Here is a 17166-nt window from a genome sequence, read left to right as displayed (position 1 = left end):
GCGCCCCCCCGCGTGGCCGCGCCCCGCCCCCACCCCCGGGGGCCCCGCCCGGGGCGGGGGGCGCCCCCCCCGGGCCCGATCGCCGGCTCAGCGGCGCTTGCCGTCCTTCGGGTTCAGCAGACCCGCGCGCCGCAGCGCGTCCGCCATCGCGCTGTTCGCGGGCGGCGTGGCCTGACGCGCGGCGCCCCGGTCACCCCGCTCACCACCTCGCTCGCCGCCCCGGCCCCCCTGCCGCTGCTGCGGCGGGCGTCCGCCGCCCCGCTGCGGACGGCCGCCACCGGCCGCCCCCCGTTCCTGCCGCTCCTGCGGGGCCGCCTCGTCGTCCAGGCGCAGGGTCAGGGAGATCCGCTTGCGCGGGATGTCGATGTCCAGGACCTTCACCTTCACGATGTCGCCGGGCTTGACGACATCGCGCGGGTCCTTCACGAACGTCTTCGACATCGCCGAGACATGCACCAGACCGTCCTGGTGGACACCGACGTCCACGAAGGCGCCGAACGCGGCCACATTGGTGACCACGCCCTCCAGGACCATCCCGGACACCAGGTCCGAGAGCTTCTCGACGCCCTCCTTGAAGGTGGCCGTCTTGAACGCGGGTCGCGGGTCGCGGCCCGGCTTCTCCAGCTCCTTGAGGATGTCGGACACGGTCGGCAGACCGAACGTCTCGTCCACGAAGTCATCGGGCCTCAGCGAACGCAGCACCGACGTGTTGCCGATCAGCGCCGCCACCTCCTGACCGGCGCTCTTCACCATCCGCCGGACCACGGGGTACGCCTCGGGGTGCACGCTGGAGGAGTCCAGCGGGTCCTCGCCGCCACGGATGCGCAGGAAGCCCGCGCACTGCTCGTACGCCTTCGGGCCCAGCCGGGCCACCTTCTTCAGCTGGGAGCGGGAGGTGAACGGGCCGTTGGAATCGCGGTGCGCCACGATGTTCTCCGCGAGGCCGGAGGTGATGCCGGAGACCCGGGACAGCAGCCGGGCGGAGGCCGTGTTGACGTCCACCCCGACGCCGTTCACACAGTCCTCGACCACCGCGTCCAGTGAGCGGGACAGCTTCTGCTCGGACAGGTCGTGCTGGTACTGGCCCACGCCGATCGACTTCGGGTCGATCTTCACCAGCTCGGCCAGCGGGTCCTGGAGGCGGCGGGCGATGGACACCGCGCCGCGCAGCGACACGTCCATGTCCGGCAGCTCCTGCGAGGCGAACGCGGACGCCGAGTACACGGAGGCGCCCGCCTCGGAGACCATCACCTTGGTGAGCTTCAGCTCCGGGTGCCTGGTGATGAGTTCACCGGCGAGCTTGTCGGTCTCGCGCGACGCCGTGCCGTTGCCGATCGCGACCAGCTCGACCGCGTGCTCCTGCGCCAGCCGGGCCAGCTTCGCGATCGCCTCGTCCCAGCGGTTGGCCGGGACATGCGGGTGGATGACATCCGTCGCGACGACCTTGCCGGTCGCGTCCACGACCGCCACCTTCACGCCCGTACGGAACCCGGGGTCCAGGCCCAGCGTCGCGCGCGTACCGGCCGGGGCGGCGAGCAGCAGGTCGCGCAGGTTCGCCGCGAACACCCCGACCGCGTCGTCCTCGGCGGACGTGCGCAGCCGCAGCCGCAGATCGATGCCGAGGTGCACCAGCACGCGCGTGCGCCACGCCCAGCGGACCGTGTCCGTCAGCCACTTGTCGCCGGGACGGCCGCGGTCGGCGATCGAGAACCGGTGCGCGATCGTGCCCTCGTAGGACGACGGGCCCTCCGTCGCCTCCTCCGGCTCCAGGACGAGGTCCAGGACCTCCTCCTTCTCACCGCGCAGCATGGCGAGGACCCGGTGCGAGGGCAGATCCTTGAACGGCTCGGCGAAATCGAAGTAGTCGGCGAACTTCGCGCCCGCCTCCTCCTTGCCCTCGCGGACCTTCGCGGCCAGCCGTCCGCGCACCCACATCCGCTCGCGCAGCTCGCCGATCAGATCCGCGTCCTCCGCGAACCGCTCGGTGAGGATCGCGCGGGCGCCGTCCAGGGCGGCCTGGGGATCGGCGACGCCCTTGTCGGCGTCCACGAACGCGGCTGCCGCGGCCGGTGGTTCCACGGTCGGGTCGGCCAGCAGGCCCTCGGCCAGCGGTTCGAGACCGGCCTCGCGCGCGATCTGCGCCTTCGTCCGCCGCTTGGGCTTGAACGGCAGATAGATGTCCTCCAGCCGCGCCTTCGTCTCGGCGCCCCGGATCCGCGCCGCCAACTCCTCGGTGAGCTTGCCCTGCTCGCGCACCGACTCCAGGATCGCCGTCCGCCGCTCCTCCAGCTCCCGCAGATAGCGCAGCCGCTCCTCGACCGTGCGCAGCTGCGCGTCGTCGAGCATCTCGGTCGCTTCCTTGCGGTAGCGGGCGATGAAGGGCACCGTCGAACCGCCGTCGAGCAGTTCCACGGCGGCCTTGACCTGCCGCTCCCGTACGCCGATCTCCTCGGCGATCCTGCCTTCGATGGACCCCACTGCCAGAGATCCGGGTGTCGTCACGATGCCGTACCGCCTTCTCACTTCGGGTTGCGCCGCAATTGTGGCAGGTGGCACCGACAACCGGGGATCAGGGCGGTATCCGGCGAGGCAGGCGCCGCCGGGCTCGGCGTGCCGCCCGTGCCGGGCCGTCGGCGCGCGGCCGATGGCAGAAAAGGTGGGGAGCCCGTCATTGCGGACGTCCCCCGGCGCGCGAAGAATCGTTCGCATGGCGCAGCGAACCGTTCTGGTCGTTCTCTTCGACGGCGTGCAGAGCCTCGATGTCACCGGCCCCCTGGAGGTGTTCTCCGGGGCCGACAAGCACATGCCGGGGTCGTACCGCATCCGTACGGCGTCCGTCGACGGCGGGGCCGTGCGCAGCTCCAGCGGCCTGACCCTCGTACCGGACACTTCGCTCGCCGATGCTCCGCCGCCGCACACGCTCGTGGTGCCCGGCGGCGAGGGCGCACGCACGTTCGACCCGGGGGTCGTGGCGTGGCTGGCGGCGCACGGCACGCGCGCGGGGCGGCTGGTCTCCGTCTGCACGGGCGCGAACCTGCTGGCCGAGGCGGGCCTGCTGGACGGCCGCCGGGTCACCACGCACTGGGCCTACGCCGCGAGCCTCGCCCGGGACCATCCGGCGGTCCGGGTCGACGCCGACCCCATCTTCATCCGGGACGGACGGCTCTCCACGTCGGCCGGGGTCACCTCCGGGATCGATCTGGCGCTCGCGCTGGTCGAGGAGGACCTGGGCCGGGACGCGGCGCTCACCGTGGCCCGCCATCTCGTGGTCTTCCTGCGCCGGCCGGGCAACCAGTCCCAGTTCAGCGTCCAGCTCGCCACCCAGACCGCCCGCCGTCAGCCCCTGCGCGAGGTACAGCAGTGGATCACCGAGCACCCGGCGCAGGACCTGGGCGTGGAGACGCTCGCCGCCCGCGCCCGGCTCTCCCCGCGCCACTTCGCCCGCGCCTTCCGCGCCGAGATCGGCATGACCCCCGGACGCTACGTCGACCAGGTCCGCCTCGAACACGCCCGCCGCCTGCTGGAGGACTCCACCGACGGCATCGAGGAGATCTCCCGAGCCAGCGGCTACGGCACCCCCGAGGCCATGCGCCGCGCCTTCATCAAAACCCTGGGCACGGCCCCAGCCGAATACCGCCGCCGCTTCCACCCATCACCCATCCACTGACCCCGCCGGACGCCTGCCCGCTGCCCCTACCCGTCGCTTCTGCCCCGTGCCCGCCCGCCGACCTTGCCCACCCCGCCCGCCAGCCTTGCCCACCCCGTCCGCCAGCCTTGCCCACCCCGTCCGCCGGGCGCCTACCCACCGCTCCCGCCGGGCGCCTGCCCGACCCGCCTGCCGCCGCTCCCGTCCGGCGCTCTTCGACCGCCATGCCCGCTGCCGCCGCCCGCCGCCCCTGCCTGTCGCCTGCCCGCGACCCAGCCCGCTGATCTCACCGGGCGCCCGCCGCTCGGCTCGCCGATCCCTTCCGTCGACCCCACCCGGCGTCCGCCCGTCGACCCGATCGGCTGCCCCCGTCCGCCCGCTGATCCCCCCTGTTGCTTCCGCCGGGCGCGTGCCCGCCGACTCCGCCCGCCGATCCCGTCCGGTGCCTGCCGGATACCCCTGCCGCTGCTCCCGCCCGGCGCTCGCTGAGCGCCTTGCTCGCTGCCGCTGCCTGCTGACCCTGCCCACCGATCTCGCCCGGCGGCCCGCCCATTGACCCGGGCCGCTGCCTCCCCCGCCCGCCCAGCCGCCCGCTGCCGCTGCCCGCCGCTTCCGCCGGACGCCCGCCCGCTGAGCCGACTCGCCGATCCCGCCCGTCGATGCCATCCGAAGCCCGCCCGCTGACCTGACCCGCTGACCCCTCCCGGCGCTAGCCCACAGCCCCCCGGCTCACTCCCTGCCCACCGATCCCACCCGGCGTCCGCCCGCAGCCCCCCGCCGATCCCGTCCGGCGTCCGCCCACAGCCCCCGCCCACTCACCCCACCCGAAACCCGAAAGGCCCCCCATGCAGATCGCCGTCCTGCTCTTCGATCGTTTCACCGCCCTCGACGCCGTCGGGCCCTATGAGACCCTCGGTCGGCTCCCCGGGGCTGAACTGGTGTTCGTTGCCGAGCGGCCCGGTCCGGTGCGTTCCGACACCGGCGCGCTGGCGCTGGTCGCCGACCGTGGTCTCGGGGAGGTGCCCGCGCCGGATCTGCTGGTGGTGCCCGGCGGTCCGGGGCAGAGCGAGCAGATGGACAACGCCGTACTGCTCGACTGGCTGCGCACCGCCGACGCCACCAGCACCTGGACCACCTCGGTCTGCACCGGCTCCCTGCTGCTGGCCGCCGCGGGCCTGCTGACCGGCCGCCGGGCCACCTCCCACTGGCTGGCCCTGGAGCACCTGACCCGCTACGGCGTCGAACCGACCGGCGAGCGGGTCGTCGTCGACGGCAAGTACGTCACCGCGGCCGGGGTCTCCGCCGGCATCGACATGGGCCTGACCCTGCTCGGCCGGATCGCGGGCGACGACTTCGCCCAGACCGTCCAGCTCGTCACGGAGTACGACCCGCAGCCGCCCTACGACGCCGGGTCACCGCACAAGGCGCCCGCGCACATCGTGGCGGCGCTCAGCTCCCAGAGCCGGTTCCTGCTGACATAGGCACCGTCCAGTCGAAGCGCGCCGCGCGGCGCTCCAGGAACGCCGTCACCCCCTCGGCGAGGTCCCCGCTGCCGCGCGACTGCTCCTCCCAGTGCGCGTCGCGGTCCGTGCGGCCGTTCGCGAACTCCTTCGCCGCCGCCTGCGTCAGCAGGGAGCGCGACGCCAGGATCCGGGTGAACTCGGCGACCCGCTTGCCGAGTTCACCATCCGGCAGCACCTCGTCCACCAGCCCCGTCCGCAGCGCCCGGTCCGCGTCGATCAACTCGCCCGAGAACAGCAGGTACTTGGCGGTGGCCGGACCCACCAGCGCCACCAGCCGCCGGGTGGACGAGGCCCGGTAGACGATCCCCAGCTTCGCGGGCGTCACCCCGAACAGCGCCCCCTCCCGCGCGAACCGCAGATCGCAGGCCGCCGCCAGCTGCGCCCCACCGCCCACGCAGTGCCCCCGGATCGCCGCCAGCGTCGGCTTCGGGAACGCCGCGAGCGCCTCCTCGGCGGCCACCGCCAGCTCCCGCGCCTCGTCGGGCGCGTCCAGCAGCCCGGTGATGTCGGCCCCGGCACAGAACGTGCCGCCCTCCCCGGTCAGCACCAGCGCCCGTACGGCGGGGTCGGCGGCCAGCGTCCCCAGCAGCGGCGGCAGCGCCCGCCACATCGCCGCCGTCATGGCGTTGCGCCGGGCCGGGTGGTGGATGACGACGGTGGCGACCGAGTCGTTGACGGTGTGCAGCAGCTGCGGCTCCATGCGCCGGATGCTATCCGTGCCCGCCGAACGTACGCTCGGGAAGGGGCCGCGTGACGCCGTGCCCATGGCCCGGCGGCCGGGTTCTGGGGCGGTGCCCGATCCACGGAGGTCCGATGGCCGGATCCGCGAAGGCCGAGGCGGCGAGGCCGCACCGCGGCTTCGGGTGGCTCGGTGCGCTGGGGGTGCTGCTGGTCGTCGCCGGGCTGATCGGCCTCTTCTACGCCGCCTTCGCCACCCTCACCTCGATGCTGCTGTTCGGCTGGCTGCTGCTGTTCGGTGGGGCGGTCGGCCTGCTGCACTCCGTGCAGGCGCGCGGCACCGGCTTCTTCTGGCTCGGCGTGATCGTCGCCGCCCTGAACCTGGCCGCCGGGGTGGTGATCCTGCGCAGTCCGGACGCCGCCGCCGACGCGCTCGCCCTGTTCGCCGCGCTGCTCTTCCTGTCGGCCGGGCTGTACCGGCTGGTCGGCAGCCTCGTCGTGCGCGGCCCGCAGTTCGGCTGGACGCTGCTGCTGGGCGCCGTCGACCTGCTGCTCGGCGCCCTGGTGCTGGGGTCCTGGCCGAGCGGCAGCCGCTATGTGATCGGCGCCTTCCTCTCGCTTGCGCTGCTCTTCGACGGGCTCGGCCTGATCGCCTCCGGTTTCGGCGGCCGGCGGACCGCCGCGAGGGTGCCCGACGGGCTCGCCGGGGATGAATCGGGCGACGGCGGGGTCAAACCCGTACAACCCGAATAGTTCGCGAAATTGGCACCAGGAGTCAGGAGCAGTCCCTGAGCCGACCGCGTCATACGCCAACGATCAGAAGTGTTCGATAAGCGCTGACTTCAGTTCAGCTCGGTGGGCCGGGGCGGTGGGTTCTCAACACTCGTCGTGTGGTGACAATCGAGTGCAAGGGTGGCGACCGGACAATGGACGACCATGGGCCCGGGGCCGGTCCGCGCGTGGCCGGCGGCGTGGAAAGACCCCTTGAGGCCGGCGTCCCGCGGCCACTGCCGTACGAAGGGGTCTGGCGGTTCACCGCCCCCGCCGTGGACGCCTCGGTCCCGCAGGCCCGGCACGCGGTGCGGGACCTGCTGCTGCGTCAGGGGGTACCGGTCACCGAGGACGTGGCCCACGGCCTGCTGCTGATCGTCTCGGAGCTGGTCACGAACGCGGTCCGGCACGCGGCACTGCTGTCGCCGGTGCTCGCCGTCGAGGTGGCGGTGGGCGCGGAGTGGGTGCGGGTGTCCGTGGAGGACAACCACCCCTACCGCCCGACCGCCCTGGAGGCCGATCACGGCCGGACGGGCGGGCGGGGGCTGCTGCTGGTGACGGAGATCGCCCGGGAGGCGGGCGGGGTGTGCGACGTCGAGCACACCGCGAGCGGCGGCAAGGTGATCTGGGCCGCCCTGCCGCTGAAGCCCGCGGGCGCGCTCTGACGCCTCGCGGCGCGCCCGGCCGGCCCGGCGGTCCTACCAGCCCGCCGCCGGGCCGGTCAGCTCTCTGACGGCGGGGCGGGCGGCGTCCAGCACGGTCATGAACCAGGACGAGAAGGTGTCCTTCTCATGCCGCTCGGCCAGTTCCTCCGGCGTCACGAACACGGTCTCGCCGACCTCCTCCGGATCCGGCCGCAGCGGTGCCTGCACCATGCCGACGAAGAGATGGTTGTACTCCTGCTCCACCAGGCCGGACGCCGGGTCCGGGTGGTTGTAGCGCACCGTGCCCGCCTCGGCCATCAGCGACGGCGAGACCCCCAGCTCCTCGTACGTCCGCCGGGCCGCCGCCGCGAACGGCGCCTCACCGGGGTAGGGGTGACCGCAGCAGGTGTTCGACCAGACACCGGGAGAGTGATACTTGCCGAGCGCCCGCTGCTGGAGCAGCAGCCGTCCGCGCTCGTCGAACAGGAACACCGAGAACGCCCGGTGCAGCTGTCCGGGTGGCTGGTGGGCGGCGAGTTTCTCCGCGGTGCCGATGGTCACACCGCTCTCGTCGACCAGTTCCAGCATGATCGATTCCGCGGTGCCGTTCGACGAGCTGTGCGTCGCGGTGGCAGGTGTGATCGGCATACCCATCCTTCGCCTCGGTCCTCGCCCCAGTCTGCCGTACGAAGCGGGCCGCGACCGGCACTTCCCGGGCGCTCCCGGCATGTCCCCCGCCCGGCACGGACGCCCTCCACGGGCCCGGAGGCCATCCTGCCCGGCGGGCCGGGAAGGGAACCGTCAGGGACAGGGGCGTGAACGACGGGACGGGTGGTGCACCCCGGCGGACACGCCCCCGCCGCTCCCGTCGCCGGGTCAGTGGCACAACCCCGGCTCATGCTCCGCGTGCCCGCTCGGCTCCAGCTGGAAGGTGCAGTGCTCCACGTCGAAGTGGTCGCCGAGGCAGCCCTGCAACTCGTGCAGCATCTTCTCGTTGCCGATCGCGTTGAGCACCTCCGTGCGGACCACCACATGGGCGGAGAGCACCGGCATGCCCGAGGTGATGGTCCAGGCGTGCAGATCGTGCACGTCCTCGACGCCCTCCAGCGCCAGTATGTGCGAGCGCACCTGCGCCATGTCGACGCTCTTGGGGGCCGACTCCAGCAGCACGTCCAGCGTCTCGCGCAGCAGCTTGAGCGTGCGCGGCACGATCATCAGGCCGATCACCAGCGAGGCGACCGGGTCGGCGGCCTGCCAGCCGGTGGTGAGGATCAGCAGCGCCGAGACGATCACCGCCAGCGAGCCCAGCGCGTCCGCCGCGACCTCCAGGAAGGCGCCGCGCACGTTCAGGCTCTCCTTCTGGCCGCGCACCAGCAGCGACAGCGAGATCATGTTGGCGACCAGGCCGATCACGCCGAACACGATGGTCATCCCGCCCTCGGTCTCGGCCGGGGTGATGAACCGCTGGATCGCCTCGTACAGCACATAACCGCCGACGCCGAGCAGCAGCAGACAGTTGGCGAGCGCGGCGAGGATCTCGGCGCGGGCCAGCCCGAAGGTGCGCCGCTCGCTGGGCGGCCGGTTGGCGAAGTGGATCGCCAGCAGCGCCATCCCGAGCCCCACCGCGTCCGTCGCCATGTGCGCGGAGTCCGCGATCAGCGCGAGCGAGTCGGCGAGGATGCCACCGACGATCTCCACCACCATCACGGTGATCGTGATCCCCAGCGCGATCCGCAGCCGTCCCCGGTACGCCGACGCCGCCGTACCGCTGCCCGCCGGCGGGCCGTGCGAGTGCCCGTGATCGTGCCCAGCGCCCATGAAAAACCGCCTCCAGTGTGATCGGCCCGTGATCGGCCCGCGCCCACAGTGAACTACGGGTGGGGGGTATGTGGCAACGCGGCAGTGAACACCGTTGTCATGTGCCCTGACCTGCGGAAACGAATCGCAGGTCAGGCCATGTGGGTGATCGTCCGGGCGGGCTGGAGCCGGGGGCGCGCCGCGCCGACCCGACCACGACGGGCCCTGTGCGCAGGGCCGTCCGGCCCAGCCCGTTCGCGGCCCGCCCGGCCGACCCCGCGCCCCGCGACGCCGCCCCTCGCGCAGCCGCGACGCACGGCCACGCCCACGGCCCCGGCGACACCCGTCGCGGCGCAGCGGCCCGGCCCTCCGACGCGGGGCCCGGTCGGGCCGTCCCCCGCCGCAACGACCTCGTCGCCCGGCGGCTTCCCGTACTCCGTCTCCGAGGGCACCACCCTCGGCGGCGACCTCGGCACCGACGGCGCCTCCCTCACCGCCCGGAGCGGCACCGGGGACGGACAGCCGGGCCGCTGCCGGCCGGCACCCGTCACGGCGAGGCGGCCCGGGTCCTCCGGCGCGGTGACCGGACCCCGCCCCGCAGTCGCCGCCCGACAGCCACCCCCGGCAGGCGTCCCGAGGTCCCGTACCTCCGGTTACCGATGGGTTCAGGATCAACGCCCGGGAATGCCCCCTCTGCGGTGTGATTTTGTACGGCGACCCGTGTATCCCGCATGATGATCGACAGCGCAGGCAGGGCAAAACGGCGTCGTCCGGACCATGAACGGGCGGTGAACGTGGTCTTCCGATCATCCGATAGCCTCTGCCGGATGCCGCCCGGCTGGTGCAGCCAAGGGGCGCCCCCACCATGCACATGACCGGCGCGGACGCGTCGGCACCCAGGGAGTGAGTTCGGTTGTCGACCGCTATCCTCACCGGCCAGCCGGTCCCGGGATCGTCCATCGAGGGCGATCTGCGGTCGCTCGGCTTCGAGGTGCGCATCGCCTCCGGTACCGCCGACGCCGAGACGCTGCTCGCCGAGGTCCCGTGCGCGGACCGGGTCGCGCTGGTGGACGCCCGCTTCGTGGGCCACCCGCACGCGCTGCGGCTCGGCCTGACCGACCCGCGCTTCCCGCTCGCCGCCGTGCCCGGCGCCGTCACCGCCCAGGCGTCCGGCCGCCAGGAACTGACCCGCGCGCTGGCCCGCGAACGCTCCGCCGAGGCCGCCGTCCTGATCGACAGCCTCCCGGACCGGGTGCTCACCGCCCTCACGGACGACGGCGCCACCGTGCACCGCCCCGAGCTGGGCACCCTGGTCGCCGAGGTCCCGGCCGACCCCCAGGCCCGCAACGAGGCACGTCAGTCGGTGGCCGCCGTCGACGACGAAGCCGTACGCCTCAAATCGGCCGTCAAGGCCCGCGACGGCTTCTTCACCACCTTCTGCGTCAGCCCCTACTCCCGCTATCTCGCCCGCTGGTGCGCCCGGCGCGGGCTGACCCCCAACCAGGTCACCACCGCCTCGCTGCTCACCGCCCTGATCGCCGCCGCGTGCGCGGCCACCGGCACGCGCGGCGGCTTCGCCGCGGCGGGCGTGCTGCTGATCGCGTCCTTCGTGCTGGACTGCACCGACGGCCAATTGGCCCGCTACTCCCTCCAGTACTCCACCCTCGGCGCCTGGCTCGACGCCACCTTCGACCGGGCCAAGGAGTACGCCTACTACGCCGGACTCGCCCTCGGCGCGGCCCGCGGCGGCGACGACGTATGGGCCCTCGCGCTGGGCGCGATGGTCCTCCAGACCTGCCGCCATGTCGTGGACTTCTCCTTCAACGAGGCCAACCACGACGCCACCGCCAACACCAGCCCCACCGCCGCCCTGTCGGACAAGCTCGACAGCGTCGGCTGGACGGTGTGGGTACGCCGGATGATCGTGCTGCCGATCGGCGAGCGCTGGGCCATGATCGCCCTGCTCACCGCGTTCACCACCCCCCGCATCACCTTCTACGCGCTGCTCATCGGCTGCGCCTTCGCCGCGACCTACACCACCGCCGGGCGGGTGCTGCGCTCGCTCACCCGCAAGGCGCGCCGCACCGACCGCGCGGCACAGGCGCTCGCGGACCTCGCCGACAACGGCCCGCTCGCCCGGTGCGTGGCCCGGATCACCCGCGTCCGGCTCGGCTCCCCCCTCCTGGTCGCCGGGGCCGGCACCGCCGTCCTCGCCGTCTCGCTCTTCTCCGGCGTCACCTGGGCGCCGGTCGCGGGCGCCCTCGTCTACGCGATCACCGCCGGTCAGGCGCTGTACCGGCCGCTCAAGGGCGCCCTGGACTGGCTGGTCCCGCCGCTCTTCCGCGCCGCCGAGTACGGCACGGTCCTCGTCCTCGCGGTCAAAGCGGAGGTGAACGGAGCGCTTCCGGCGGCTTTCGGGCTGGTGGCGGCCGTCGCCTACCATCACTACGACACGGTCTACCGCATCCGCGGGAACGCCGGGGCGCCACCGGCCTGGCTGGTGCGGACCGCCGGGGGGCAAGAAGGACGCGTCCTGCTCGTCACCCTGCTCGCCGCGCTGCTCACGGGCGACGCGTTCGCGCTCGCCCTCACGGCCCTGGCCGTGGCCGTGGCCCTGGTGGTGGTCGCCGAGAGCGTCCGCTTCTGGGTGGCCTCCCACCGGGCCGGGGCACCCGCCGTACACGACGAAGGAGAACCCGCATGATCGGCCTCGTGCTGGCGGCAGGCGCCGGCCGGCGTCTGCGCCCCTACACCGACACCCTGCCCAAGGCGCTGGTGCCGGTGGGGCCCGAGGGCGTCGAGGGCGAACCGACCGTGCTGGACCTGACCCTCGCCAACTTCGCCGAGATCGGCCTGACCGAGGCCGCCGTCATCGTCGGCTACCGCAAAGAGGCGGTCTACGCGCGCAGGGCCGCGCTGGAGAAGACGTACGGCCTCAAGCTCACCCTCATCGACAACGACAAGGCCGAGGAGTGGAACAACGCCTACTCCCTGTGGTGCGGCCGTGACGCCCTCAAGGACGGGGTGATCCTCGCCAACGGCGACACCGTCCACCCGGTCTCCGTCGAGCGGACCCTGCTCGCCGCGCGCGGCGGCGACAAGCGGATCATCCTCGCGCTGGACACCGTGAAGTCCCTCGCCGACGAGGAGATGAAGGTCGTCGTGGACCCCGAGCGGGGCGTGCGCAGGATAACCAAGCTGATGGACCCGGCCGAGGCCACCGGCGAGTACATAGGCGTGACCCTCATCGAGGGCGACGCGGCCCCCGACCTCGGCGACGCGCTGCGCAGGGTCTGGGAGTCGGACCCGCAGCAGTTCTACGAGCACGGCTACCAGGACCTGGTCGACCGCGGCTTCCGGATCGACGTGGCGCCCATCGGCGACGTCGACTGGGTCGAGATCGACAACCACGACGACCTCGCCCGGGGACGGGAGATCGCGTGCCGGTACTGACCAGGCTCATCCCCTCACCCGTCGTCGTCGACATCCGCCCGGGTGCCCTGGACGACCTGGCGTCCGTCCTCGCCGACGAGCGCATATCGCACTCCGGCAAGCTCGCCATAGCCGTCAGCGGCGGCTCCGGCGCCCGGCTGCGCGAGCGGGTCGCGCCCTCGCTGCCCGGCGCCACCTGGTTCGAGGTCGGCGGCGGCACCCTGGACGACGCCGTGCGGCTGGCCGGCGACATCAAGGCCGGGCACTTCGACGCCCTCGTCGGCCTCGGCGGCGGCCGGATCATCGACTGTGCCAAGTTCGCCGCGGCCCGGGTCGGGCTGCCCCTGGTCGCCGTACCGACCAACCTCGCCCACGACGGACTGTGCTCGCCGGTCGCCACCCTCGACAACGACGCCGGGCGCGGCTCCTACGGTGTGCCCAACCCGATCGCCGTCGTCATCGACCTCGACGTCATCCGCGAGGCCCCGGCCCGCTTCGTGCGCGCCGGGATCGGCGACGCCGTCTCCAACATCTCCGCGATCCGCGACTGGGAGCTGGCCCACCGGGTCAAGGGCGAGAAGATCGACGGCCTCGCCGCCGCCATGGCCCGCCAGGCCGGTGAGGCCGTACTGCGCCACCCGGGCGGCATCGGCGACAACGACTTCCTCCAGGTGCTGGCCGAGGCGCTGGTGCTCAGCGGCATCGCCATGTCCGTCTCCGGCGACTCCCGGCCCTCCTCCGGCGCCTGCCACGAGATCAACCACGCCTTCGACCTGCTGTACCCGAGGCGGGCCGCCGCCCACGGCGAGCAGTGCGGTCTCGGCGCGGCCTTCGCCATGTATCTGCGCGGCGCCCACGAGGAGTCCGCCTACCTGGCCGCGGTGCTGCGCCGGCACGGACTGCCGGTGCTGCCCCAGGAGATCGGCTTCACCGAGGAGGAGTTCGTCCGGGTCGTGGAGTACGCGCCGCGGACCCGGCCCGGCCGCTACACGATTCTTGAGCACCTCGACCTGAACACCCACCAGATCAAGGACATCTACGCCGACTATGTCAAGGCCATCGGTAGCTGAACTCAGGCCGGTCGTGCACCCCGCCGGGGTCAAGGACCGGCGCAGCGGTGAGCACTGGGCGGGACGCCTCTACATGCGTGAGGTGTCGCTGCGCGTCGACCGCTACCTGGTGAACACCAGGGTCACGCCCAACCAGCTCACGTACCTGATGACCGTGTGCGGTGTGCTCGCGCTCCCCGCCCTGCTGGTGCCGGGCATCACCGGCGCCCTGCTCGGCGTGCTCATGGTCCAGCTGTATCTGCTGCTGGACTGCGTGGACGGCGAGATCGCCCGCTGGAAGAAGCAGTACTCCCTGGGCGGGGTCTATCTGGACCGGGTCGGCGCCTACCTCACCGACGCGGCCGTCCTGGTCGGGCTCGGGCTGCGCGCGGCCGATGTGTGGGGGAGCGGCCGGATCGACTGGCTGTGGGCGTTCCTGGGCACCCTCGCCGCCCTCGGCGCCATCCTGATCAAGGCGGAGACCGACCTGGTCGGTGTCGCCCGGCACCAGGGCGGGCTGCCGCCGGTCCAGGAGGCCGCCGCCGAGCCCCGCTCCTCCGGCATGGCGCTCGCCCGCAGGGCCGCCGCCGCCCTCAAGTTCCACCGGCTGATCCTGGGCATCGAGGCGACCCTGCTGATCCTGCTCCTGGCGATCCTGGACGCCTCCCGCGGCGACCTCTTCTTCACCCGCCTGGGCACCGCCGTACTCGCCGGGATCGCCGTGCTCCAGACCCTGCTGCACCTGGTGTCCGTCCTCGCGTCGAGCAGGCTCCGGTGAACGCGGCGAACGGCCCGGCGCGGCCCGGCACGCCCTCCCAGGTCCCGGGCACCCCCAAGGTCGGCGCCGTCGTCATCACCATGGGCAACCGCCCCGACGAACTGCGCGCCCTGCTGGACTCCATAACCAAGCAGGACGGCGCCCCCGTCGAGGTGGTCGTGGTCGGCAACGGCTCGCCCGTCCCGGAGCTGCCGCCCGGCGTGCGCACGATCGAGCTGCCCGAGAACCTCGGCATACCCGGGGGCCGCAATGTCGGCATCGAGGCGTTCGGACCGGGCGGGCGGGACGTCGACATCCTGCTCTTCCTGGACGACGACGGGCTGCTCGCCCAGCACGACACCGCCGAACTGTGCCGTACCGCCTTCACCACCGACCCGCGGCTCGGCATCATCAGCTTCCGCATAGCCGACCCCGACACCGGGCAGACCCAGCGCCGCCACGTCCCCCGGCTGCGGGCCGCCGACCCGATGCGTTCCTCCCGGGTCACCACCTTCCTCGGCGGCGCCAACGCGGTGCGCACCCAGGTCCTCGCCGAGGTCGGCGCGCTGCCCGACGAATTCTTCTACGCCCATGAGGAGACCGACCTGGCCTGGCGGGCCCTGGACGCCGGCTGGATGATCGACTACCGCTCCGACATGGTGCTCCACCACCCGACGACGGCCCCCTCCCGGCACGCGGTCTACCACCGCATGGTCGCCCGCAACCGGGTCTGGCTGGCCCGGCGCAATCTGCCCGCGGCCCTCGTCCCCGTCTATCTCGGCGTCTGGCTGCTGCTCACCCTGGCCCGCCGCCCCTCGCGCTCGGCGCTGCGCGCCTGGTTCGGCGGCTTCCGCGAGGGCTGGACCACTCCGTGCGGTCCGCGGCGCCCCATGAAGTGGCGTACCGTGTGGCGGCTGACCCGACTGGGCCGGCCTCCGGTGATCTGACAAGCTCGTCCCCGACGGGTGCCCGGGGCGATGGCCCGGCGGGCCGCCGCCCTGTGCCGGGCCCGCCCGGGGCCGCGCACATCGAAGACGAAAGTTTCCCCTTGTGAGTGAGACAACGCATGACGCCACGGTCGCGGTGAGCGCGCCCGTGTCGCCCGACGAGTCGCTGTCCGCGGAACGGCTCGCCGCGAAGTACGGCCTGACCGTCAGCGGCGCCCGGCCCTCCCTCGTCGAGTACGTCCGCCGGCTCTGGGACCGCCGCCACTTCATCCTGGCGTTCTCCCGGGCCAAGCTCACCGCCCAGTACAGCCAGGCGAAGCTCGGCCAGCTGTGGCAGGTGGTCACCCCGCTGCTGAACGCGGCGGTCTATTTCTTCATCTTCGGTGTGATCCTCCAGGCCGACCGCGGCATGAGCCAGGAGGTGTACATCCCGTTCCTGGTCACCGGCGTGTTCGTGTTCACCTTCACGCAGAGCTCGGTGATGGCGGGCGTGCGGGCGATCTCCGGGAACCTCGGCCTGGTGCGGGCGCTGCACTTCCCACGGGCCTCGCTGCCGATCTCGTTCGCCCTCCAGCAGCTCCAGCAGCTGCTGTTCTCCATGATCGTGCTGTTCGCGGTCACCGTCGCGTTCGGCAGCTACCCGGACATGTCCTGGCTGCTGATCGTGCCCGCGCTGGCCCTTCAGTTCATGTTCAACACCGGCCTCGCCCTGATCATGGCGCGGGCCGGCTCGGCCACCCCGGACCTGGCCCAGCTGATGCCGTTCGTGATGCGTACGTGGATGTACGCGTCCGGGGTGATGTACTCCATCCCGATCATGCTGGCCAACAAGCCGTCCTGGATCGCGAACATCCTCCAGTGGAACCCGGCCGCCGTGTACATGGACCTGATCCGCTTCGCGCTGATCGAGGACTACGGCCCGCAGAACCTGCCCGACCACGTCTGGGCGATCGCCTGCGGCTGGGCGCTGCTGTTCGCGGTCGGCGGCTTCGTGTACTTCTGGAAGGCGGAGGAGAAGTACGGCCGTGGCTGAGCAACCGCACGGGGCGCAGATCCCCACCGTCATCGCCGACGATCTGCACATCGTCTACCGGGTCAACGGCGCCAAGACCGGCAAGGGCAGCGCCACCGCCGCGCTCAGCCGGATACTCAAGCGCGGCGGCGAACCGCGCGGGGTGCGCAAGGTGCACGCCGTGCGCGGGGTGTCCTTCACCTCCTACCGGGGCGAGGCCGTCGGCCTGATCGGCTCCAACGGCTCCGGCAAGTCCACCCTGCTGCGTGCCATCGCCGGACTGCTCCCGGCCGAGTCGGGCAAGGTCTACACCGACGGCCAGCCCTCGCTGCTCGGCGTGAACGCGGCCCTGATGAACGATCTGACGGGCGAGCGCAACGTCATCCTGGGCGGGCTGGCGATGGGCATGTCCCGGGAACAGATCAGGGAGCGCTACGAGGGCATCGTCGACTTCTCCGGTATCAACGAGAAGGGCGATTTCATCACCCTCCCGATGCGGACATATTCCTCCGGCATGGCCGCCCGGCTCCGTTTCTCCATCGCCGCCGCCAAGGACCATGACGTCCTGATGATCGACGAGGCCCTGGCCACCGGGGACCGCAAGTTCCAGAAGCGTTCCGAGGACCGCATCCGGGAACTGCGCAAAGAAGCGGGCACCGTTTTCCTGGTGAGTCACAACAACAAGTCGATCCGCGACACCTGCAACCGCGTGCTGTGGCTGGAACGGGGTGAACTCCGGATGGACGGACCCACCGAAGAGGTCCTCAAGGAGTACGAGAAATTCACGGGCAGATAGCCCGTCCCAGGCCCGGGGGGGCCCCCGCCCCCGGAGCCGGGGGGGCCGCCCCCGCGCCAGATAAGAGCACAAAAAGGGCCGCGGGGGGGTATATGTGGTCACCGAGCGGGTGTT

At 72.5% G+C, this 17166-nt stretch carries 15 protein-coding genes; 11 read left to right on the top strand and 4 right to left on the bottom strand.

The window, feature by feature from the left end:
- Nucleotides 1-87: 87 nt before the first annotated feature.
- The gene (locus tag ACFXAZ_RS30855) at nucleotides 88-2502 is read right to left on the bottom strand and encodes a Tex family protein (protein WP_384597865.1); all 2415 of its coding nucleotides are present in this window, start codon (nucleotides 2500-2502) and stop codon (nucleotides 88-90) included.
- 205 nt (nucleotides 2503-2707) lie between these two features.
- Between ACFXAZ_RS30855 and ACFXAZ_RS30850 the strand changes: the two genes are divergently transcribed.
- Complete coding sequence (locus tag ACFXAZ_RS30850; protein ID WP_384597863.1) at nucleotides 2708-3667, top strand: GlxA family transcriptional regulator; 960 nt, start codon at nucleotides 2708-2710, stop codon at nucleotides 3665-3667.
- 824 nt (nucleotides 3668-4491) lie between these two features.
- Nucleotides 4492-5127: a DJ-1/PfpI family protein gene (locus ACFXAZ_RS30845; protein WP_384597861.1), complete on the top strand. Its 636-nt coding sequence runs from the start codon at nucleotides 4492-4494 to the stop codon at nucleotides 5125-5127.
- Here the strand turns inward: ACFXAZ_RS30845 and ACFXAZ_RS30840 are convergent.
- Nucleotides 5096-5869 (bottom strand): enoyl-CoA hydratase/isomerase family protein, encoded by a 774-nt coding sequence (locus tag ACFXAZ_RS30840; RefSeq protein WP_384597859.1) that lies wholly within the window; start codon nucleotides 5867-5869, stop codon nucleotides 5096-5098. The genes ACFXAZ_RS30845 and ACFXAZ_RS30840 overlap by 32 nt on opposite strands.
- A gap of 113 nt (nucleotides 5870-5982) precedes the next feature.
- Between ACFXAZ_RS30840 and ACFXAZ_RS30835 the strand changes: the two genes are divergently transcribed.
- Together ACFXAZ_RS30835 and ACFXAZ_RS30830 are read left to right on the top strand one after the other, a co-directional pair.
- Nucleotides 5983-6600, top strand: a complete 618-nt coding sequence (locus ACFXAZ_RS30835; protein WP_384597857.1) for an HdeD family acid-resistance protein — start codon at nucleotides 5983-5985, stop codon at nucleotides 6598-6600.
- A 173-nt stretch (nucleotides 6601-6773) separates the two neighbouring features.
- Nucleotides 6774-7283 (top strand): ATP-binding protein, encoded by a 510-nt coding sequence (locus ACFXAZ_RS30830; RefSeq protein WP_384597855.1) that lies wholly within the window; start codon nucleotides 6774-6776, stop codon nucleotides 7281-7283.
- 33 nt (nucleotides 7284-7316) lie between these two features.
- Here the strand turns inward: ACFXAZ_RS30830 and idi are convergent, their stop codons facing one another.
- The gene (gene idi / locus ACFXAZ_RS30825; RefSeq protein ID WP_384597853.1) at nucleotides 7317-7910 is read right to left on the bottom strand and encodes an isopentenyl-diphosphate Delta-isomerase; all 594 of its coding nucleotides are present in this window, start codon (nucleotides 7908-7910) and stop codon (nucleotides 7317-7319) included.
- 228 nt (nucleotides 7911-8138) lie between these two features.
- Nucleotides 8139-9080: a cation diffusion facilitator family transporter gene (locus ACFXAZ_RS30820; RefSeq protein WP_384597851.1), complete on the bottom strand. Its 942-nt coding sequence runs from the start codon at nucleotides 9078-9080 to the stop codon at nucleotides 8139-8141.
- An 892-nt stretch (nucleotides 9081-9972) separates the two neighbouring features.
- Between ACFXAZ_RS30820 and ACFXAZ_RS30815 the strand changes: the two genes are divergently transcribed.
- The 7 genes from ACFXAZ_RS30815 (at nucleotide 9973) to ACFXAZ_RS30785 (ending at nucleotide 17052) form a co-directional block, all read left to right on the top strand.
- Complete coding sequence (locus ACFXAZ_RS30815) at nucleotides 9973-11763, top strand: DUF5941 domain-containing protein (protein WP_384597849.1); 1791 nt, start codon at nucleotides 9973-9975, stop codon at nucleotides 11761-11763.
- The gene (locus ACFXAZ_RS30810) at nucleotides 11760-12512 is read left to right on the top strand and encodes a sugar phosphate nucleotidyltransferase (RefSeq protein ID WP_384597847.1); all 753 of its coding nucleotides are present in this window, start codon (nucleotides 11760-11762) and stop codon (nucleotides 12510-12512) included. The genes ACFXAZ_RS30815 and ACFXAZ_RS30810 overlap by 4 nt, the downstream gene beginning before the upstream one ends.
- Complete coding sequence (locus ACFXAZ_RS30805; protein ID WP_384597845.1) at nucleotides 12500-13561, top strand: iron-containing alcohol dehydrogenase family protein; 1062 nt, start codon at nucleotides 12500-12502, stop codon at nucleotides 13559-13561. Before ACFXAZ_RS30810 ends, ACFXAZ_RS30805 begins: the two co-directional genes overlap by 13 nt.
- Nucleotides 13539-14318, top strand: a complete 780-nt coding sequence (locus ACFXAZ_RS30800) for a CDP-alcohol phosphatidyltransferase family protein (protein ID WP_384597843.1) — start codon at nucleotides 13539-13541, stop codon at nucleotides 14316-14318. Before ACFXAZ_RS30805 ends, ACFXAZ_RS30800 begins: the two co-directional genes overlap by 23 nt.
- A gap of 80 nt (nucleotides 14319-14398) precedes the next feature.
- The gene (locus ACFXAZ_RS30795) at nucleotides 14399-15244 is read left to right on the top strand and encodes a glycosyltransferase family 2 protein (protein ID WP_384597869.1); all 846 of its coding nucleotides are present in this window, start codon (nucleotides 14399-14401) and stop codon (nucleotides 15242-15244) included.
- A 103-nt stretch (nucleotides 15245-15347) separates the two neighbouring features.
- Nucleotides 15348-16277 carry an ABC transporter permease gene (locus tag ACFXAZ_RS30790; protein ID WP_384597842.1) on the top strand — a complete coding sequence of 310 codons (930 nt, stop codon included), beginning with the start codon at nucleotides 15348-15350 and terminating at the stop codon, nucleotides 16275-16277.
- Nucleotides 16270-17052 (top strand): ABC transporter ATP-binding protein, encoded by a 783-nt coding sequence (locus ACFXAZ_RS30785; protein WP_382686618.1) that lies wholly within the window; start codon nucleotides 16270-16272, stop codon nucleotides 17050-17052. Before ACFXAZ_RS30790 ends, ACFXAZ_RS30785 begins: the two co-directional genes overlap by 8 nt.
- Nucleotides 17053-17166 lie beyond the last annotated feature (114 nt).

Source organism: Streptomyces sp. NPDC059477 (assembly GCF_042749375.1).
GTDB lineage: Bacteria > Actinomycetota > Actinomycetes > Streptomycetales > Streptomycetaceae > Streptomyces.
This window is presented reverse-complemented; position numbering and strand designations above follow the sequence as displayed.

What these genes read in the sequence shown, in the direction of transcription:
- ACFXAZ_RS30850 (WP_384597863.1), top strand. Translation starts at nt 2,708, where the DNA reads ATGGCGCAGCGAACCGTTCTGGTCGTTCTCTTCGACGGCGTGCAGAGC.
- ACFXAZ_RS30845 (WP_384597861.1), top strand. Translation starts at nt 4,492, where the DNA reads ATGCAGATCGCCGTCCTGCTCTTCGATCGTTTCACCGCCCTCGACGCC.
- ACFXAZ_RS30840 (WP_384597859.1), bottom strand. Translation starts at nt 5,869, where the DNA reads ATGGAGCCGCAGCTGCTGCACACCGTCAACGACTCGGTCGCCACCGTC.
- ACFXAZ_RS30835 (WP_384597857.1), top strand. Translation starts at nt 5,983, where the DNA reads ATGGCCGGATCCGCGAAGGCCGAGGCGGCGAGGCCGCACCGCGGCTTC.
- ACFXAZ_RS30830 (WP_384597855.1), top strand. Translation starts at nt 6,774, where the DNA reads ATGGACGACCATGGGCCCGGGGCCGGTCCGCGCGTGGCCGGCGGCGTG.
- idi (WP_384597853.1), bottom strand. Translation starts at nt 7,910, where the DNA reads ATGCCGATCACACCTGCCACCGCGACGCACAGCTCGTCGAACGGCACC.
- ACFXAZ_RS30820 (WP_384597851.1), bottom strand. Translation starts at nt 9,080, where the DNA reads ATGGGCGCTGGGCACGATCACGGGCACTCGCACGGCCCGCCGGCGGGC.
- ACFXAZ_RS30810 (WP_384597847.1), top strand. Translation starts at nt 11,760, where the DNA reads ATGATCGGCCTCGTGCTGGCGGCAGGCGCCGGCCGGCGTCTGCGCCCC.
- ACFXAZ_RS30800 (WP_384597843.1), top strand. Translation starts at nt 13,539, where the DNA reads ATGTCAAGGCCATCGGTAGCTGAACTCAGGCCGGTCGTGCACCCCGCC.
- ACFXAZ_RS30795 (WP_384597869.1), top strand. Translation starts at nt 14,399, where the DNA reads ATGGGCAACCGCCCCGACGAACTGCGCGCCCTGCTGGACTCCATAACC.